A 16,133-nucleotide genomic window follows, 5' to 3' on the forward strand; every position below is an offset into this window, starting at 1 on the left:
AAAGGTCAAAACTTAGAGAAAGTATTTTAAGAGACAAAAGCCAGCTCTATTTCATTTTTATAACTAAAATTGTTTAGTTGCAGTAGGATAAATAAAAAAGAGCTGAATGCTCTTTTTTTATTTTTCTTTTTGTAAAACCAAAATAGTACGTTATTTTGCGTTAGAATATGATTTCAACTGGAGGTAATACTAACCAAAAATGCGGATGAAGGAGTTCCCATACAAACGATTAAGCCTATTAAATTAAGTTCAAATAAAACAAACACGAAAGAAAAATTAACTTCAGCAGAAATGGGCAAACTTTGGGCAACTTATACGGGAAACAGTATGGCAAAATGCGTGTTAAGTTATTATCATCAACACGTTGAGGATGAGGATATTAAAACTTTATTAGAGAATGCATTAAAATTATGCGAAGAGTTTATGAAAGTATCCAAAGAAATTTTTGAAAAGGAAAACTTCCCTATTCCTATAGGATTCGGTAAAGAAGATGTAAACCTTGGTGCCCCTCGGTTATTCGAAGATCAATTCTATGTTCATTACTTGAAATATGCAGCTAAAGCCGGTATGAGTATTTATAACGTAGGCCTGCCACTTGTTTATCGAAAGGATGCAGTGGAGTTTTTTACTTATTGTATGAATTCTACCATGGCTCTGATGGAACAAATCAAAGAGATACTAATGAACAAAGGTTTTATCATCAAACCACCTCTTATTCCGGTTCCGGATAAAGCTGAATTTGTTCATCAGGACTTTTTAAATGGTTTTTTCGGACATGTCAGGCCTTTGCATGCTTTAGAAATTGCTCATTTTTACGATAATATTGAAAATAATGTAACCAGTAAAGCCCTCATTATGGCATTTGCACAAGTTGCAAAGGATGAAAAGATTAGGAAGTTATTTGAAAAAGGCCGGGACCTGACAACTAAAAATATTGAAGCGTATATGCAAAAGCTTTCTGATGAAAATCTGCCTTCGCCGCCCTTTCTTGACCATTTGGTAACGGCATCTACATTTTCTCCCTTTTCAGACAAGTTAATGTTATTTCATAAGATGGATATGTTTTCAATGAAAATAAGAGCGTTTGGAAATTCAGTGGCTGTAAATGGACGACATGATATAGGCATGATCTATTCAAAATCGTTTATGAAAATCTCCCTATTTGTTGAAGAAGCGGCAAAAACGATGATTGAAAAGGGGTGGATGGAACAACCACCTAAAGCAGTTGATAGAAAAAATTTAACAGCAAATTAGTAGTTATTTGAACTAATAAATGAACCGTTTTAATTACCTTAACCCGTCCAATTTTACTCTTGTCCATCATTCTTAATTTAGAGATGACGACATATTAATAGATTAAAAAGACAGGACAAGGTGATATAAATTTTCCAGAAATTAATGGCTACTCTCATTGGCAGTTTGCTATTAGGAATTGGGGTAAATGGGTTTTTAGTACCGCATCATTTAATCGACGGCGGAGTCCTTGGAATTGCATTAGTACTTCATTACTTCTTTGATTTTCAGACTGGAGTTACAATGGTGGCTTTGAGTCTGCCAATCTGTATAATCGCATCAACAACGGAACGAGGGTATTTTTTTAGCAATGTACAAGGGCTGCTGTTTTCTTCTCTGTTCATTGATTTGCTTTCACCCCTGCGCAATAAATTTTTCCTATCACACCTTTCAAGTGCATTAATAGGAGGAGTCATTATTGGAACGGGTGTTGGTCTAATGCTCAGATATAAGACTAGTACTGGAGGTACTGACTTACTTGCTAAAATCATTGCTGCAAATTTCACCTTAAATATTGCCTTTGCCATCATAATCATTGATGGACTCATTGTTTTAGCAGGTTTTACTGTACTGGCATTAGACACATTCCTTTATTCATGCTTGGCTATTACGATTGTTGGCATAACAACTTCCTTAATTAAAGGGAATTCATCTTAGGAAGATTGAAAAATATTAAGCAGGGTAAAAAATGTGTTTTGACTAAATTTAAGTTTTAAGGGTTGACTGATGTTAAAAAAAATAATAAAATGGGGAAAATTCAAAAAAATCAAACGCAATGATTGGGAGTATTAAGGGATATTTATTGTTTAGAGAGCTGTCGGTTGGTGAGAGACAGTCAATAACGCCCCCAACTCACCCAGGAGTGGTAAGGCTGAAATGTAGGCCTTAACGGTTGATCACCGTAATAAAGTCGTCAAGTGGATTCGTTTACTTTTTAAACGAATCAAAAAGAGTGGTACCACGTAGGCAAAGCCTGTCGTCTCTTATGAGATGATAGGCTTTTTTTATTTAAAAAGGACAAATTAAATTGATAAAAAGGTGGGCAACAGAATGAAAAATATTGAAAAGTATTCCAGAGGTTATTTCATGCCTCCAGTAAAAAGCTTGAAATGGACGGAAAAGGAGTATATTGAGGAAGCTCCAACGTGGTGCAGTGTGGATCTGCGAGATGGAAACCAAGCCTTGGTTGTGCCGATGAGTCTGGAGGAGAAGCTGGAATATTTTCAATTACTGTTAGAAGTTGGCTTCAAGGAAATAGAGGTGGGCTTTCCTGCCGCATCTGAAACAGAATATACTTTTTTACGTACCTTGATTGAACAGGAACTAATTCCTGAAGATGTGACGATTCAAGTATTGACCCAGTCAAGAGAACATATTATTAAAAAAACGTTTGAATCGCTTCAAGGTGTAAATAAGGCTGTCGTTCACCTTTACAATTCTACATCTGTCCCGCAACGTGAGCAGGTGTTCCAAAAAACGGAGGAAGAAATTATCGACATTGCAGTAACCGGGGCAAAAATGGTGAAGAAATACGCCGCCGAAACGGAGGGGAATTTCCAGTTTCAATATTCACCGGAAAGCTTCACGGGCACAGAAATGGAGTTTGCGCTTGAAATTTGCAATCGGGTACTGGATGTGTGGCAGCCTACTGCTGACAACAAGGTGATTATCAATCTTCCAGCTACAGTATCCATGTCAATGCCACATGTTTATGCGAGTCAAATCGAATACATGAGTGATCATCTAAACTACCGGGACAATGTGATTCTTTCCCTTCATCCACACAATGATAGGGGAACCGGGGTCGCAGATGCAGAGCTAGGAATGCTTGCCGGAGCGCAGAGGGTAGAAGGAACACTGTTTGGAAATGGAGAAAGAACAGGAAATGTAGACATCGTAACACTTGCCTTAAACATGTATTCTCACGGTGTAAATCCAAAGCTTCATTTTGAAAATATCTATCATATCCTTGCCAAATATGAAAAATTAACAGGAATGAAGGTTCATGAGAGACACCCATATGGCGGTGAACTTGTCTTTACGGCCTTCTCAGGATCACATCAGGATGCCATCGCAAAAGGAATGAAATGGCGTGAGGAAAGAGAAAATGAGTATTGGACAGTCCCTTATCTATTGATTGATCCAAAAGATATTGGCAGACAGTATGAAGGCGATATTATCCGGATTAATAGCCAATCTGGTAAAGGAGGTATCGGTTATGTGCTGATGCAGAATTTTGGACTTGATCTGCCGGCGGAGATGCGTGAAAGCTTTGGTTATAGTGTTAAAAATGTATCGGATCACATGCACAAGGAACTTATGCCAAATGAAATTCATGACATTTTCTTAAAAGAATATGTCAATATAAAGACACCGCTTGAGTTTATGAATTACAGATTTACTCAAAATGAAAAGTATGAAACAACTGTATCAGTTAAGATAAATAACGAGGCTCATGAATTTACTGGTGTTGGGAATGGTAAACTTGACGCGATCAGCAATGGTCTGCGAACCACACTTGGTATCAATTTTAAAGATTTAGTTTATACAGAGCATGCACTAGAAAGAGGATCGGAATCAAATGCTGTATCTTATGTCGGGTTTACTGCTCTAGATGGTGCTGTTTATTGGGGCTGTGGGATTGACGCTGATATTATGACTTCTTCCATAAAAGCACTGTTTAGTGCCGTAAATAAAATGGTATCTAGTGTTGAATCTACAATTGGAAAAGGATTTTCTCTTTCAAAGAGATAAGTTTTCCAGATTTATTTTATAAGTATGGATGTGGGCAGCTGCGTGATCTGTTGTAAACAGTTAATGCGGCAGCCCTTTATCTTGTTATGAAATTAATCTTTTAAAAAGCTATAGCGACATAACCTAATAGTATAAAATATTGGTTCTGGAAGTGTGAATACATATGAAAATGATCGATGCGCATATTCATTTAGATCAATATAAAGATCAAGAAATAGAATCGATATTGAAAAGTTCAGACTCGATTGAAGCATTGCTATCTGTTTCATTTGACCTAGAATCATGTAAGCGAAATCTAGAATTATCGAGAAAGTATCCAAAGGTAAAGCCCGCATTTGGGTTTCATCCTGAGCAAAGTCTGCCGACTGAACAAGAGTTCAGCATGCTAATAGAATGGATGAATCAACATCGAACAGATATGATGGCGGTTGGAGAGGTGGGTTTGCCATACTATCTAAAATTGGACCAAAAGGTATCTAGGCTTCAGTACGGTCAATATATTGAACACCTTGAGATGTTCATGAAATTGGCTAAGAAATGGGATAAGCCGATTGTTCTGCATGCAGTTTATGATGATGCCCCGATTGTTTGTGATCTTTTAGAAAAACATTCAGTGGCAAAGGCCCATTTCCATTGGTTTAAAGGGGATGAAATGACCGTTGCGAGAATGATTCAAAATCGATACTTTATTTCAGTTACACCAGAGATTGTCTATAAAGAGAAAATCCAGAACTTAGTTCAAAGCTGCCCATTGGAACAAATGATGATTGAAACAGACGGTCCATGGCCGTTCGAAGGTCCATTTTCGGGAAAAATGACTCACCCTGCTATGATGAGGGAATCAATCTTCAAGATTGCAGAAATAAAAAATCTTTCAGAAACAGAAGTCTCTGAAAGATTAGTTGAAAACACTAAGAAATTTTATGGGATATAGATCAGCTAACTGTCTATTAGTTACAAGATGGATTCAGCCAATAACCTATATATTTCAATTTTGTCCTCAAAGTTATATATATTACTAATAATCATGAATTCTTCAGTCCGGTATTTTTCGCTCAACCGAAAAATTTCACTTTTAACTTTTTGCGGTGTCCCTATAATCATCCGTTTTCTATTTTCCTGTATTTTCATCCGTTGATCATATGTTAAAGAAGTGCCCTTTGCCTCTTTAACAGACGGAATTCTTGTGTCAATCCCTTTTTCAACAGCTAATAGCCATAAATCCTGGCTTAAAGCTAATTCTTCGGCCTTTTCCTCGGTTGAGGCACAAACGACAAAAACACAAACATTTGCTTTAGGCTCAGCTAACGTAGGCGAGGGCTGAAAATGCTGATAATAATAGTCTATTGCCCGCTCTCCATTGACTGGAGTAATAAAATGCCCATAAGTAAATGCTGTCCCATTTTCTGCTGCCAGCCTTGCACCGCGGTGCGTAATTCCCAAAAGCCACAATTCCGGTAAACCTGTTGTATCAGGGAATGCTTGTACATCATGGAAAGGGTGGTCTAAAGGTAATTGATTCTGTAAAAACCCTTGGAGGTCTTTAAGCTGTCGAGGGAATTCATTCAGGCTTTTTCGTAACCCATCTGTCAACGCCAGTCGTGTCGCCGCGGAACCGCCAGGGGAACGCCCAATTCCTGCATCAATCCGATTCGGAAATAAGGCTTCTAACACCTTAAAGTTTTCAGCAATTTTATAAGGAGCATACTGAGGGAGTAATACACCGCCCGAACCGACACGAATTTTTCTAGTATTGGAAGCAATATGAGATATCAGGACTTCCGGAGAAGAACCGGCCATTCCATTGGTATTATGATGTTCGGCAACCCAAAACCGAGTATATCCTAGATCTTCCGTTATTTGCGCTAGTTTAACCGTTTTTTGTAAGGCAGTACTTGCTGTTTCACCTTTACATATGACTGATTGATCGAGAACACTTAATTTCAATTGTTAAACCTCCAGCTAACAGGCATACTGCATCGTTTCAAATTTGTTCTATAGTCTATGTTGTCTAATTTTACCTTTTTTTACCGCCATATAGTAAACAAATAAAAAAAAGATATAATATTCAATTATATCTTCGAAAATGATTATATTTCATTGTTTATAGAGAATAAAGCTCGAGTACCGTTTAGGTATATGTTTGACCCAATACTGATGGAATTCATCCAGTACTTCTTTTGCAAATAAGTCTCCTTTACCTTCATCCCTTATTACCCCGTAATCCAATCTGCTTTGATTGGTAGCACCATTAAGCTGAACACAATTTTCTAAGTCCAACTCAATATAAAATTGCACTTCAATACCATCAATATTGGTTATGGCAGCTAGATAATTGCCGAATTCTTCGATAAGAATTTCGATCGTCCATCCCTTTTGTTCACATTCTTTTAAAAATGCTTGATATAATCTGATAAAGGTATTTAAATCCATTAGACCCCACATCCTTTACAGAATGTTGAATATTTTTCTATCTGAAAAATAAATCACATACAGCAGCATCTAGCTGAAAAAAAAGCGAGACTTTCACTCCGGTTTTGTTCCTTACCAAACTATATGCAGTAAGTTCAACGAAAAGAAGACTCAGATGATATTTATTGGACAATATAAGAAATTGGTTTTTAGGTTCCTTCATTGGCTTAAATTGTATTGATAAATTCTTGTTAATTGAATAAAATTCTTTAAGCTTCATTTTTAAATAGTGTAATTGAATGATCATTAGATAGGATACAATAATTTATAAAAAGAAAGGAACTTTCATGGAAACTCAACAATCCCTAAGTACTAAAAAAAGCAGCACATTCTTAAAGGTAAATCCAAAATACAATTATTATCTTTTACTCAGTATCGTTTTTGGCGGCTTTCTTATCTTTGGTTTATCCGAAAACATTAAAGGTCCAGCTATTCCAATCATACAAAATGAACTTCATTTAAGTCAGTCACAAATTGGTATTCTATTAGCCTTGAATTCCTTAGGCTATCTTCTTGCCTGTTCATTTACATCGGCATTAAGCAACAAAATTGGGATCAAATGGACGGGAATCATCGCATTTTTATCAATGGCCTTAGCGGGTTTTGTGATTTATCTATCAGTGAATTATGCCACACTGTCTGCTTCGTTCTTTTTACTCTATGTTGGCAATGGCGTTCTAGAGATAGGACTGGGTATCATGGCTGCTCGAATTTTCACTAAAAATACGGGAGCGATGATGAACCTTTCGCACTTTTTTTACGGGCTAAGTTCAACCGTAGCTCCGACGGTAGCGGCATCGATAATGGGCTGGAATATGTTTGGTGATCAAATTGGATGGAGAGGGATGTACCTTTTGGTTTTACTATTGTCTCTTCTGCCAATTGTTCCTTCGCTGTTAGGTAAATTTCCAAAAGAAACTCATGAAATAGAAGAAACTACTTCCTACAAGTCTCTAGTCCGGGACCCTGTCGCATGGCTAATCGTAGCTGTATTATCCTTCGGTGTGGTCTCAGAGATTGCTATTGGAAGCTGGCTGGTACAATTCTTGGTGAAAGCCTATAGTTGGAACATCCATGATGCATCGAGGATGTTGTCTATGTTTTTCCTATTCTTTATGCTGGCTAGGCTTTTCTTAGGAGCTGTTACGGATAAAATTGGTTTTACCTTATCGATTATTATTGCTTCCGCTTTTTCAGGTATTTGTAGTTTAGCTGCCATTTTGACAGGCGAAAAAGGAGCGATGTTATTTGCCATTTCAGGAGTGGGCATTGCGTTAATATATCCTACCGTGATGGCGCTTTTAGCTAAGCGGTACCCAAAAGGTACAGGAGCGGCGATTACGTTTACGGTAACCCTAATGGGAATCGCCAGTGTAATTGGTAATCTATTGATTGGTTTTATTATTGATTTAGTTAGTAAGATGTTCAAAAGTGAGAATGGCGGAGTGAACGAGATCTTGGGATTGCAGGCAGGATATGGATTTATTGCTGTTCTTGCACTTATATGTTCGGGGTGCAGCATTGTCTTGTATGTAATATTAAAAAAGAAAAATGAATTAATCTGACTTTAAATGTAAGAAGGTACACTACCATTTATGTGTGTGTACCTTCTTTCGTTGTTTGACATTATTTTTAGTTATTCATCGCTTTTTGTATTTCCGGATGATTCATGAGAATTTGATTTCCATAAAAATAACTAATGGTCAACGCTATGACTAGACCAATATAAATTAAAAATAATTGCAATTTCGTTTTTTTATCGGTTTTATAATAGCTTTCTGTGATTTGTACATCTCTTTTAAAAGCTGTTAATCTTTTTTCTAATTGGTTAAGGATACCTAAAATAACTTGTTGATTTTGATAGCTATGTTCTTCACTTAAAAAATAGGCACCTGATAATTGCTGAAGATAATGATCTTTTTTCATTTTTTCAATTTCCACATTCAGTGTATTTAATAATTTAATCATCTCCATATCGGAGGTTTTCAATTTTGCCTTTCTAACCAATTCTTGAGTCGAGTCTAGAGAATGAGATTCCTGCTTTAATTTTTCTAATATGTGTTTAAGTTCTTGCACTTCTAATTGATCGTCTTTTAAACGTTTTTGTTTTTTATATAATTTGTACCATTCTCTAGAACCCAGGATGACGATGATAAATCCTAATATACTAAGCTGATAAATAGAGTAAGCTAATAACAAAATGATTCCTAAGCTCCAAAGCTTAGTACTAATCCCGGCGGCGATTCTCCCGCCATCCAGTGGGGTAATAGGGATCAAATTAAATAAATTAATCATCCCCCCTAATATAATTAGAAGGCCCCAAAATGGCTCATGTGTATAAACATACAAAGGGATGGCCGGCAAAAAGGATAACAATCCAAATAAAGGCCCCATATAGGCGACAAATCCCTCCTCTTTTGCACTCTTCGGCATTTCCTTCATTCCAATAACCGCACCCATAAAAGGGATAAATACAGCTGGGCTAACTGGCAGTTTAATTCTTTTAGCTGCATACGCGTGGCCCATTTCATGAATAAATAAGAGATAGACTAAAGCTACAGCAAACTTCCAGCCAAAAATGAGAGCGTATGTCCCTAGATAAATAAACATGCTCAAAAGTGTTTGAAGTTTAAGGAATTTTAAAATGACTAAAACATATTTTAATTTACCTAATAATAAAACTCCGATTGTACCTAATACTCCCAAAGAGGTACTCTTGCCGTTTTTGATCTTCCTTTTTTTCAAATAAACAGCCCCTTTAAAAACACATTATCGGAAAATTAGTTGTATGACTATTATACAAGAAAATATGGGAAAATAAGTTAACAAATAAGCAAGTATGGATATAAAATTTGAAGGAAACAAAGTGATAAGGATTTTGTTGATTAAGGATATGACAGCTTTTATGGGCGTTTTTTTTTTTATAACAATTGGATAAATTAAACAAGAATAGAAAAAGTAGGTTGAGGTGACATCAACTATGATATCAAAGAGACACAAGGTATTTATTCTATCTATTATCTTGATTCATGGTTATCGTTATTGTTAATAGGAAAGCGTAGTTTCAAGCGTTATTCTTTAGCGGGTGTCTTTATTGTTCTCTTTGAGATCATAAACCATTTGTATGGACATAAGCGGAAGTGGTGGGAGTTTTAAGACAAGCGTAAATCGTTTTTTAAGGATGAACTTCCTTTTAGTGTGGGGCCTTATATGCCTTTTTCCATGTGGCTACTTAAATGTTCGTACGGAAATTTTAAAAAGTTTATCTTACTAAATGTTATTTCAGATGGACTTTTTGCTTTTCTTTTTATTGATGTCTTGAAAAAATTTAAAATTGTAAGTCTAAATCGGTTAAACCATATTCAATTTTTTATTTATTTGCACTATAAAGCCTATTTATTATATGGCGTACAGTATTTGATTGAGAAAATAAAAAGATTTAGTTGATTGAACGACCGAAATGCCCTTACTCATCTTGCATGAGGGGGCTTTTCTAGCTGTAGGGGCTATGTCACAAACAGAGGTTTAATGGATGTAATCCCTAAAAGGAAATGTTTATAGAAGAAATGGGACTTTCTTAAAAGAGGGTCCCATTTTTACAATTTGGTTGATTGTTTGTCAATCTAATTGACAATGTCCGGAGTGTTTTGTATAGTAGTGGCGATATAATGATTGGAGTGATAGGGATGAACGCTGAATTACAACACTTAGATTTAATTGATTCAATCAGTGAGCGGCATGTCCAACTTCGAAGAATAACAGAAAAACTGTGGAATGATAACAGTGAAGTATCCATTTCGAATTCTGAATGGTTTATTATGGCAAGAATTTATAAAAAACAGCCAACCATATCAGCTGTTTCAAAAAATGTAGATATTTCACGCCAAGCGACTCATAAGTTTATTAGAAGCCTGGAGTCTAAAGGATTAGTTGAAATTAAAAATGTAGAGAATAATAAAAAAGAAAAATGCATTGAGTTAACAGCATTTGGCGAAGATTGTTATGTCAAAAACGAGACGTTAAAGGCGGAACTAGAGAGGAAAATTGCAGATCAAATTGGAGCAGAACAGGTAACACTGCTTAAAGAGATACTAAAATTGGATTGGGGATTATAGCATTTGGCTATAATCCCCAATTTTTTTCACTTTATAGATTAATAGTTAATTGTCATACCAACTGTTTTCTTTTTACCTAACAGATTTACCAATAATACACCCGAAACGGTAACGATTCCTCCCACAATAGAGAGGGTGCTTGGCCATTCTTGCAGCCAAACCCAAGCTACTAATATGGCAAATACAGGCTCAATGTAAAGAATGGTTGAAACAGAGCTGGCATTTCCCATCGAAAGAGCTATAGCCCAAGTAACATAAGCGATGCCTGCCGGGAATATTCCTACGTAGATGGCTGACAAATTTGCTTGTAATGTTGCATGCTGAATCCCCTCAATCAGCCCAGGAGAGAAAACTAGAAATGGAAGTGTGCCGGCCCATGTAAAATAGGCTGTCAATTCAATGGGCTTGTAGCGATCAAAGAGCGGTTTTTGTAAAACAAAGAAAACAGAAGTGGCCGCTGCCGCGATTAATATAAGGATGATTCCCGAAGAAAAAGTAAATGTGTCATTTGAGCCCATGGTTATAATGGCTATGCCTGTAAAACCAATGAAAAGTCCAATCCATCCCATTACCTCAAGCCGCTCTTTTAACACAAACATGGCAATAATGGTGGTGAAAATTGGTGAAGACGCAACAAGCATGGCTGCCGTACCGGCCGATACGGTTTGAGAACCAAAGGTAACACCTATATGGTAGGTGCTGATCCCTATCCAACCCAAAATTAAAATTCTAAACCAGTCTTTTTTGGTTGGAAGTTGGAATTTAACTCCGGGAAGAAATGCGTAAATAACAAACGAAACAGAGGCAATTAAATAGCGAAATAACACTAAGTGGCCTGATGAATATCCACCTTGCAGGCTTGCGCGGATGGCAGCAAACGCAGAGCCCCATATGATTACCGTTATCATTGCCATAGCAAGTGCTTTTTTATTCATAAAAATCCCCTTTACATAAACACAAATTACCTTTTAGACCGTTAAGGTCATACGCTTTTTATTATATCATTTAAAACCAGCAGAAAATAATTACTTGAGAGATATTGGAATTGCAACATTGAATGAAATATCGACATTTGCAAAAAATAGCTATCAAAGGTATAACAAAAAGGAGGTACTAAAATGCCCAAAGTAGAAGTTTCATGTGCAATCTCGAACTGCACATTTTATGGAGATGGAAATGTCTGTACTGCTGATAAAATTATGGTTGAACTGGATAGCCATGCAAGATATGATACCGAAATGTCTGCCGAGTTAGGTGAAAAGAATCATCAAGATACAGCTGACCATTCGGCGATGACTTGTTGTAAAACATTTAAGCCAAAGCGGAGTTGAATTAGTTAGTAGAAAGGGGCATTCATTTGATTTGGTCTGATGAATGCTCTTTTTGATTGGCATGGATTAAAAAGATACCTATCTTGACCTATTCATACACAATCTTGCTCATTTCTGCCTTATTGGTATAAAAAATCAAAAAAATAAGATAGAATATAGTATAAAAATATCGAAAATTCAGATACTTCTTTTATCAAAAGGAGGGGTGTTAATGTTTGATTCACAAGATATTGCTGAGAAACTACCTTTTGGACTTTTAGTAGTGAACAGTAAAGGATACATAACGTTTGCCAACGAAATTTGTGAAGGTTTCCTTGAGTTACACAAATCCAAAAATATTCAAGATTTATTACCCGGTAGTACGATCATTAAGGTCATTAAAGAAGGAAATATTGAGTTCACAAATTATTACCTGAATGAAAGAATGCTGTTAATGAATTTTCCAATAGTAAAGCAAGATTTAGGTGCCATTCTAATTTTTCAGGAAGAGATTTTTCAGGGTTTTGTCAATCATTTACCTAAAGTCATAGAGTTAAAGCAAGAGTTAGAAGCTATCATGAACCTAAGTGGTGAATTGGTCACGATTACAGATGCTAATGGTATTGTATTACGGGTAAATAACACTTGTGAGCACTTTTTTGGAGTGAGAGAAGTTGACCTAGTTGGGAAATCTACCAATAGCTTAGAAAAAGCAGGGGTTATTAATGTTTCTTCCACACAACAGGTCTTAGAAAAACAGCGTAAAATTACGATGCATCAAACCACTAAGTCAGGACGCCGCTTAATGGTGGAAGGGCATCCTATCTTTCATGATGATGGAACATTAAATAAAATAATCAATATATCTAAAGATGTTACAGAAATATCTAATCTTCATGAAAAGCTGGAAGAAACAAGAACATTACTAGATTACTATCAGAACGAGCTAAGCCATCTAACAAAACAGAATAAAGAGATGGTGGTCAAATCGAGAGCAATGGAAAAGGTTTATGAGCTAGTTTGCCGGGTGGCCAATGTAGACGCAACGATTTATCTTCATGGTGAAACAGGTGTCGGCAAAGAAGTATTAGCAAGGACCATCCATCAATTAAGCAATCGAAAAAAATCCCCTTTTATTAAGGTGAACTGTGGAGCGATTCCAGAGAGTATTATGGAATCGGAGCTGTTTGGATATACGAAAGGTGCCTTTACCGGGGCAAATAAAGAAGGAAAAAAAGGGTTGGCCCTTGCAGCTGATAAAGGAACATTATTCTTAGATGAAATTGGAGAATTACCTTTTAGCCTGCAAGCGAAATTATTGCAGTTATTACAAGAGAAACAGTTCACTCCTCTTGGAGGTACAGAACCCGTTCAAGTCGATGTTCGATTTATAGCGGCAACCAATCGTAACCTAGAAGAAATGGTGAAAAAGGGGTCATTCCGGGAAGACCTATATTATCGCTTGGTAGTGATTCCAATCAACATTCCTTCCTTATCGGATCGTAAGGAGGATATTCCTTTCTTGATTAATCATTTCACAGAGATGTTTAATCAAAAATATAGATTAAACAAATCCTTTGACCCAGAAGTAATTCAAAGTTTTATAGATTTTGAATGGAAAGGGAATGTCCGTGAACTGCAGAACACGGTTGAAAGGTTAATCGTCACCGCTCCGGATCAATGTATAGAAATGAAACATCTCCCTGAACAATTTTTGCCATCCTATGCGTCAAAAACGAGAAAGATAGGGAACGGCTTGAATCTAAAGAAAGAAATGGAACGATATGAGAAACAGATTCTTTTGCAGGTTCTAGAGACGTCATCGACCATGAAGGAAGCAAGTATCAAGTTGGGCGTGGATGCATCGACAATCACAAGGAAAGTGAGGAAATACAACATTAACGTTGCAAAATTGCAATTTCAATTGTGAAATTGCAATTTTTTATTATCCACTACTATTAAGTCGTTTTTTTGAAAATTTAGAATTTTATTCGTTGCAATAATGCAATTACATAGAAAACGCAGGATTCAAAAGTCTTTATATATAGCATTCTTAAACTTGGCATGCTTCTTGCAATTATAAAAGTGTAAGCAAAATAAGGAGGTAACAGTGAATGAAATTATTTGGCGTAGATGTCGGAGGAACATTTACTGATGTAATCTTTACAGACACGGAAAAAAGAATCACTGCCATTCATAAAGTTCCAACTACATTGGAAGATCCATCCACGGGTGTTGTCCAAGGGATTCTGGAGCTCTGTGAACGTCAAAACATTAACAGGACAGAAATAGACCACGTGTTTCATGGGACAACAATTGCAACCAATGCCATTCTCGAGAATGATGGGGCAAAAACGGGAATGATTACCACAAAGGGATATCGGGATATCATTCACATTGGCAGACACCAGCGTCCGCAAAACTATTCCATTATGCAGGAAATTCCATGGCAAGATCGCCCACTTGTTCAAAGAAGACACCGATTAACTGTTTCTGAGAGAATGGGTCCTGCTAAGGATCAGGTTATTACACCGCTTCATGAAGAAGAAGTACGAGGCGCAGTCGCTACTTTAAAGGAGTCAGGCGTTGATTCTATTATCGTTAACTTCTTATTCTCATATATCAACCCACAACATGAACAAAGAGTAAAAGAAATTATTGAAGAAGAATACCCAGAAGCATTCATCACGATTTCTTCTGATGTTTCGCCGCAGTTTCGTGAATTTGAACGATTTACTACTTCATCCATAAACGGTTTTATTGGGCCAAAAGTAAAAAGTTATATTCAAAACCTAGAAGTGAGGTTAAAAGAATTCGGAGTCCCAGCTGAATTACATATTATGTGCTCAAATGGAGGAGTGACCACACCTAAAACCGTTTCAGAAAAACCGGTAAACACACTGCTTTCAGGTCCGGCAGCGGGAATTTTAGGCGGTGCATGGGCAGGGGAACTGACGAACAGAGAAAAGTTAATTACCTTTGACGTTGGTGGTACGAGTGCAGATATCGGTATTATCACCGGAAGTGGATATAGTGAATCATCTGCTCGTGATACATGGATTGCCGGATATCCAGTAATGGTTCCGATGATTGACCTCCATACGATTGGAGCAGGTGGAGGCAGTATCGCTCATATTAATGAAGGTGGTGCTTTTAAGGTTGGGCCAAGAAGTGCCGGTTCAAGACCTGGTCCTGCTTGTTATGGTCATGGCGGGACAAAGCCGACCGTTAGTGATGCGAATGTTGTCCTAGGCCGAATTGATGAACACAATTTCCTAGGCGGCGAGATGAAAATATATAGCAATGCCGCTTATAAGGTGATTGATGAGCTGTCAGAAAATTTAGGTTTAAGCAGAGAAAGAACGGCAGAAGGTATTCTTCAAATCATGAATAATAATATGGCCAATGCCATTCGGGAAAAAACCATTCAAAAGGGTGAGGATCCAAGAGAATTCTCCTTGGTTGCCTTTGGGGGCGCAGGACCACTTCATGCCGTAGAGGTTGCACAAATCTTAAATATCCCAGAGGTCATTATACCGTTGTACCCAGGAATTAATTCAGCCACTGGATTATTAACAACAGACCTTAAATATGACGTAATCAAGACAGAGTTTATGATAAGCACCCATTTTGATTTTATCGGGCTTAATGAAGACTTTATAGCGTTAGAGAAACAAATTATTAGCCAATTAAAAGATGATGGCGTAGAGGAAGAGCAGATTCAAGTTCTCCGCAGTGCGGATTGTCGATACGCAGGTCAAGGTTATGAGCTTCGTGTCGACTTACCAGGTGGAGTATTGGATAAAGAAACCATCGTTGAAGCATTAAATAACTTCCATGAAATTCATAAGGCAGAATATGGCCATAACTTCCTTGATAGCCCAATCGAATTTGTCAACATTCGTGTGACAGGGCTAGGATACATGCCAAAAATCGAGAAACAAGCTGTCCATCATCAGCATCAATTAGTGGATGCACTGCTTAAGACAGGTACAACAATTTTTAATATTGACGGAAATCTTGAAAATGTTGAAACCAAGTTTTATCAGAGAGAAAAAATTCCTGTTGATACAGAGTTCGCTGGTCCTTGTATTGTGCTTCAAAAAGATACGACAACTGTTATTCCGCCAAACTGTACAGCGTATATTGAGGAATTTGGAAATATGATTATCAAGGTAGGTGTATAAAT

General features: G+C 36.9%; 13 protein-coding genes and 1 other annotated feature. Of the genes, 9 read left to right on the forward strand and 4 right to left on the reverse strand.

Features of this window, described 5'->3' with window-relative positions:
* Positions 1–219: 219 nt before the first annotated feature.
* The 4 genes from COD92_RS08565 (at position 220) to COD92_RS08580 (ending at position 4,981) form a co-directional block, all read left to right on the forward strand.
* Entirely contained in the window at positions 220–1,254 is a 1,035-nt protein-coding gene (locus tag COD92_RS08565) for a DUF3231 family protein (RefSeq protein ID WP_098528283.1), read from the forward strand.
* A 144-nt stretch (positions 1,255–1,398) separates the two neighbouring features.
* A complete protein-coding gene (locus COD92_RS08570) occupies positions 1,399–1,950 on the forward strand; it encodes a YitT family protein (RefSeq protein WP_176541093.1) in 552 nt (183 codons plus the stop codon).
* 109 nt (positions 1,951–2,059) lie between these two features.
* Positions 2,060–2,280 (forward strand) — a binding site (T-box leader).
* Positions 2,281–2,343: 63 nt separating this feature from the next.
* Entirely contained in the window at positions 2,344–4,047 is a 1,704-nt protein-coding gene (locus COD92_RS08575) for a 2-isopropylmalate synthase (RefSeq protein WP_098528281.1), read from the forward strand.
* 163 nt (positions 4,048–4,210) lie between these two features.
* Positions 4,211–4,981, forward strand: coding sequence for a TatD family hydrolase (locus tag COD92_RS08580; protein ID WP_098528280.1), 771 nt, complete (start codon positions 4,211–4,213; stop codon positions 4,979–4,981).
* A 20-nt stretch (positions 4,982–5,001) separates the two neighbouring features.
* On the opposite strand, the gene COD92_RS08585 is transcribed toward COD92_RS08580, so the two are convergent.
* A complete protein-coding gene (locus COD92_RS08585; RefSeq protein WP_098528279.1) occupies positions 5,002–5,994 on the reverse strand; it encodes an LLM class flavin-dependent oxidoreductase in 993 nt (330 codons plus the stop codon).
* A gap of 150 nt (positions 5,995–6,144) precedes the next feature.
* The gene (locus COD92_RS08590) at positions 6,145–6,480 is read right to left on the reverse strand and encodes a hypothetical protein (RefSeq protein ID WP_098528278.1); all 336 of its coding nucleotides are present in this window, start codon (positions 6,478–6,480) and stop codon (positions 6,145–6,147) included.
* A 326-nt stretch (positions 6,481–6,806) separates the two neighbouring features.
* Here COD92_RS08590 and COD92_RS08595 point away from each other — a divergent pair, with 326 nt between their 5' ends.
* Complete coding sequence (locus tag COD92_RS08595) at positions 6,807–8,084, forward strand: MFS transporter (RefSeq protein WP_098528277.1); 1,278 nt, start codon at positions 6,807–6,809, stop codon at positions 8,082–8,084.
* Positions 8,085–8,151: 67 nt separating this feature from the next.
* On the opposite strand, the gene COD92_RS08600 is transcribed toward COD92_RS08595, so the two are convergent.
* Positions 8,152–9,249, reverse strand: coding sequence for a site-2 protease family protein (locus tag COD92_RS08600; protein ID WP_480254367.1), 1,098 nt, complete (start codon positions 9,247–9,249; stop codon positions 8,152–8,154).
* 956 nt (positions 9,250–10,205) lie between these two features.
* Between COD92_RS08600 and COD92_RS08610 the strand changes: the two genes are divergently transcribed.
* The gene (locus COD92_RS08610) at positions 10,206–10,634 is read left to right on the forward strand and encodes a MarR family winged helix-turn-helix transcriptional regulator (protein ID WP_098528275.1); all 429 of its coding nucleotides are present in this window, start codon (positions 10,206–10,208) and stop codon (positions 10,632–10,634) included.
* A 38-nt stretch (positions 10,635–10,672) separates the two neighbouring features.
* On the opposite strand, the gene COD92_RS08615 is transcribed toward COD92_RS08610, so the two are convergent.
* Positions 10,673–11,569 carry a DMT family transporter gene (locus COD92_RS08615; protein ID WP_098528274.1) on the reverse strand — a complete coding sequence of 299 codons (897 nt, stop codon included), beginning with the start codon at positions 11,567–11,569 and terminating at the stop codon, positions 10,673–10,675.
* A gap of 183 nt (positions 11,570–11,752) precedes the next feature.
* Between COD92_RS08615 and COD92_RS08620 the strand changes: the two genes are divergently transcribed.
* From COD92_RS08620 to COD92_RS08630, 3 genes are all read left to right on the forward strand, one after another.
* Complete coding sequence (locus tag COD92_RS08620; RefSeq protein ID WP_098528273.1) at positions 11,753–11,965, forward strand: DUF1540 domain-containing protein; 213 nt, start codon at positions 11,753–11,755, stop codon at positions 11,963–11,965.
* Between the two features lie 211 nt (positions 11,966–12,176).
* Positions 12,177–13,874 (forward strand): sigma-54 interaction domain-containing protein, encoded by a 1,698-nt coding sequence (locus COD92_RS08625; protein ID WP_098528272.1) that lies wholly within the window; start codon positions 12,177–12,179, stop codon positions 13,872–13,874.
* 184 nt (positions 13,875–14,058) lie between these two features.
* Positions 14,059–16,131 (forward strand): hydantoinase/oxoprolinase family protein, encoded by a 2,073-nt coding sequence (locus COD92_RS08630; protein WP_098528271.1) that lies wholly within the window; start codon positions 14,059–14,061, stop codon positions 16,129–16,131.
* Positions 16,132–16,133 lie beyond the last annotated feature (2 nt).

The sequence above is a fragment of the Bacillus sp. AFS037270 genome (genome assembly GCF_002585305.1).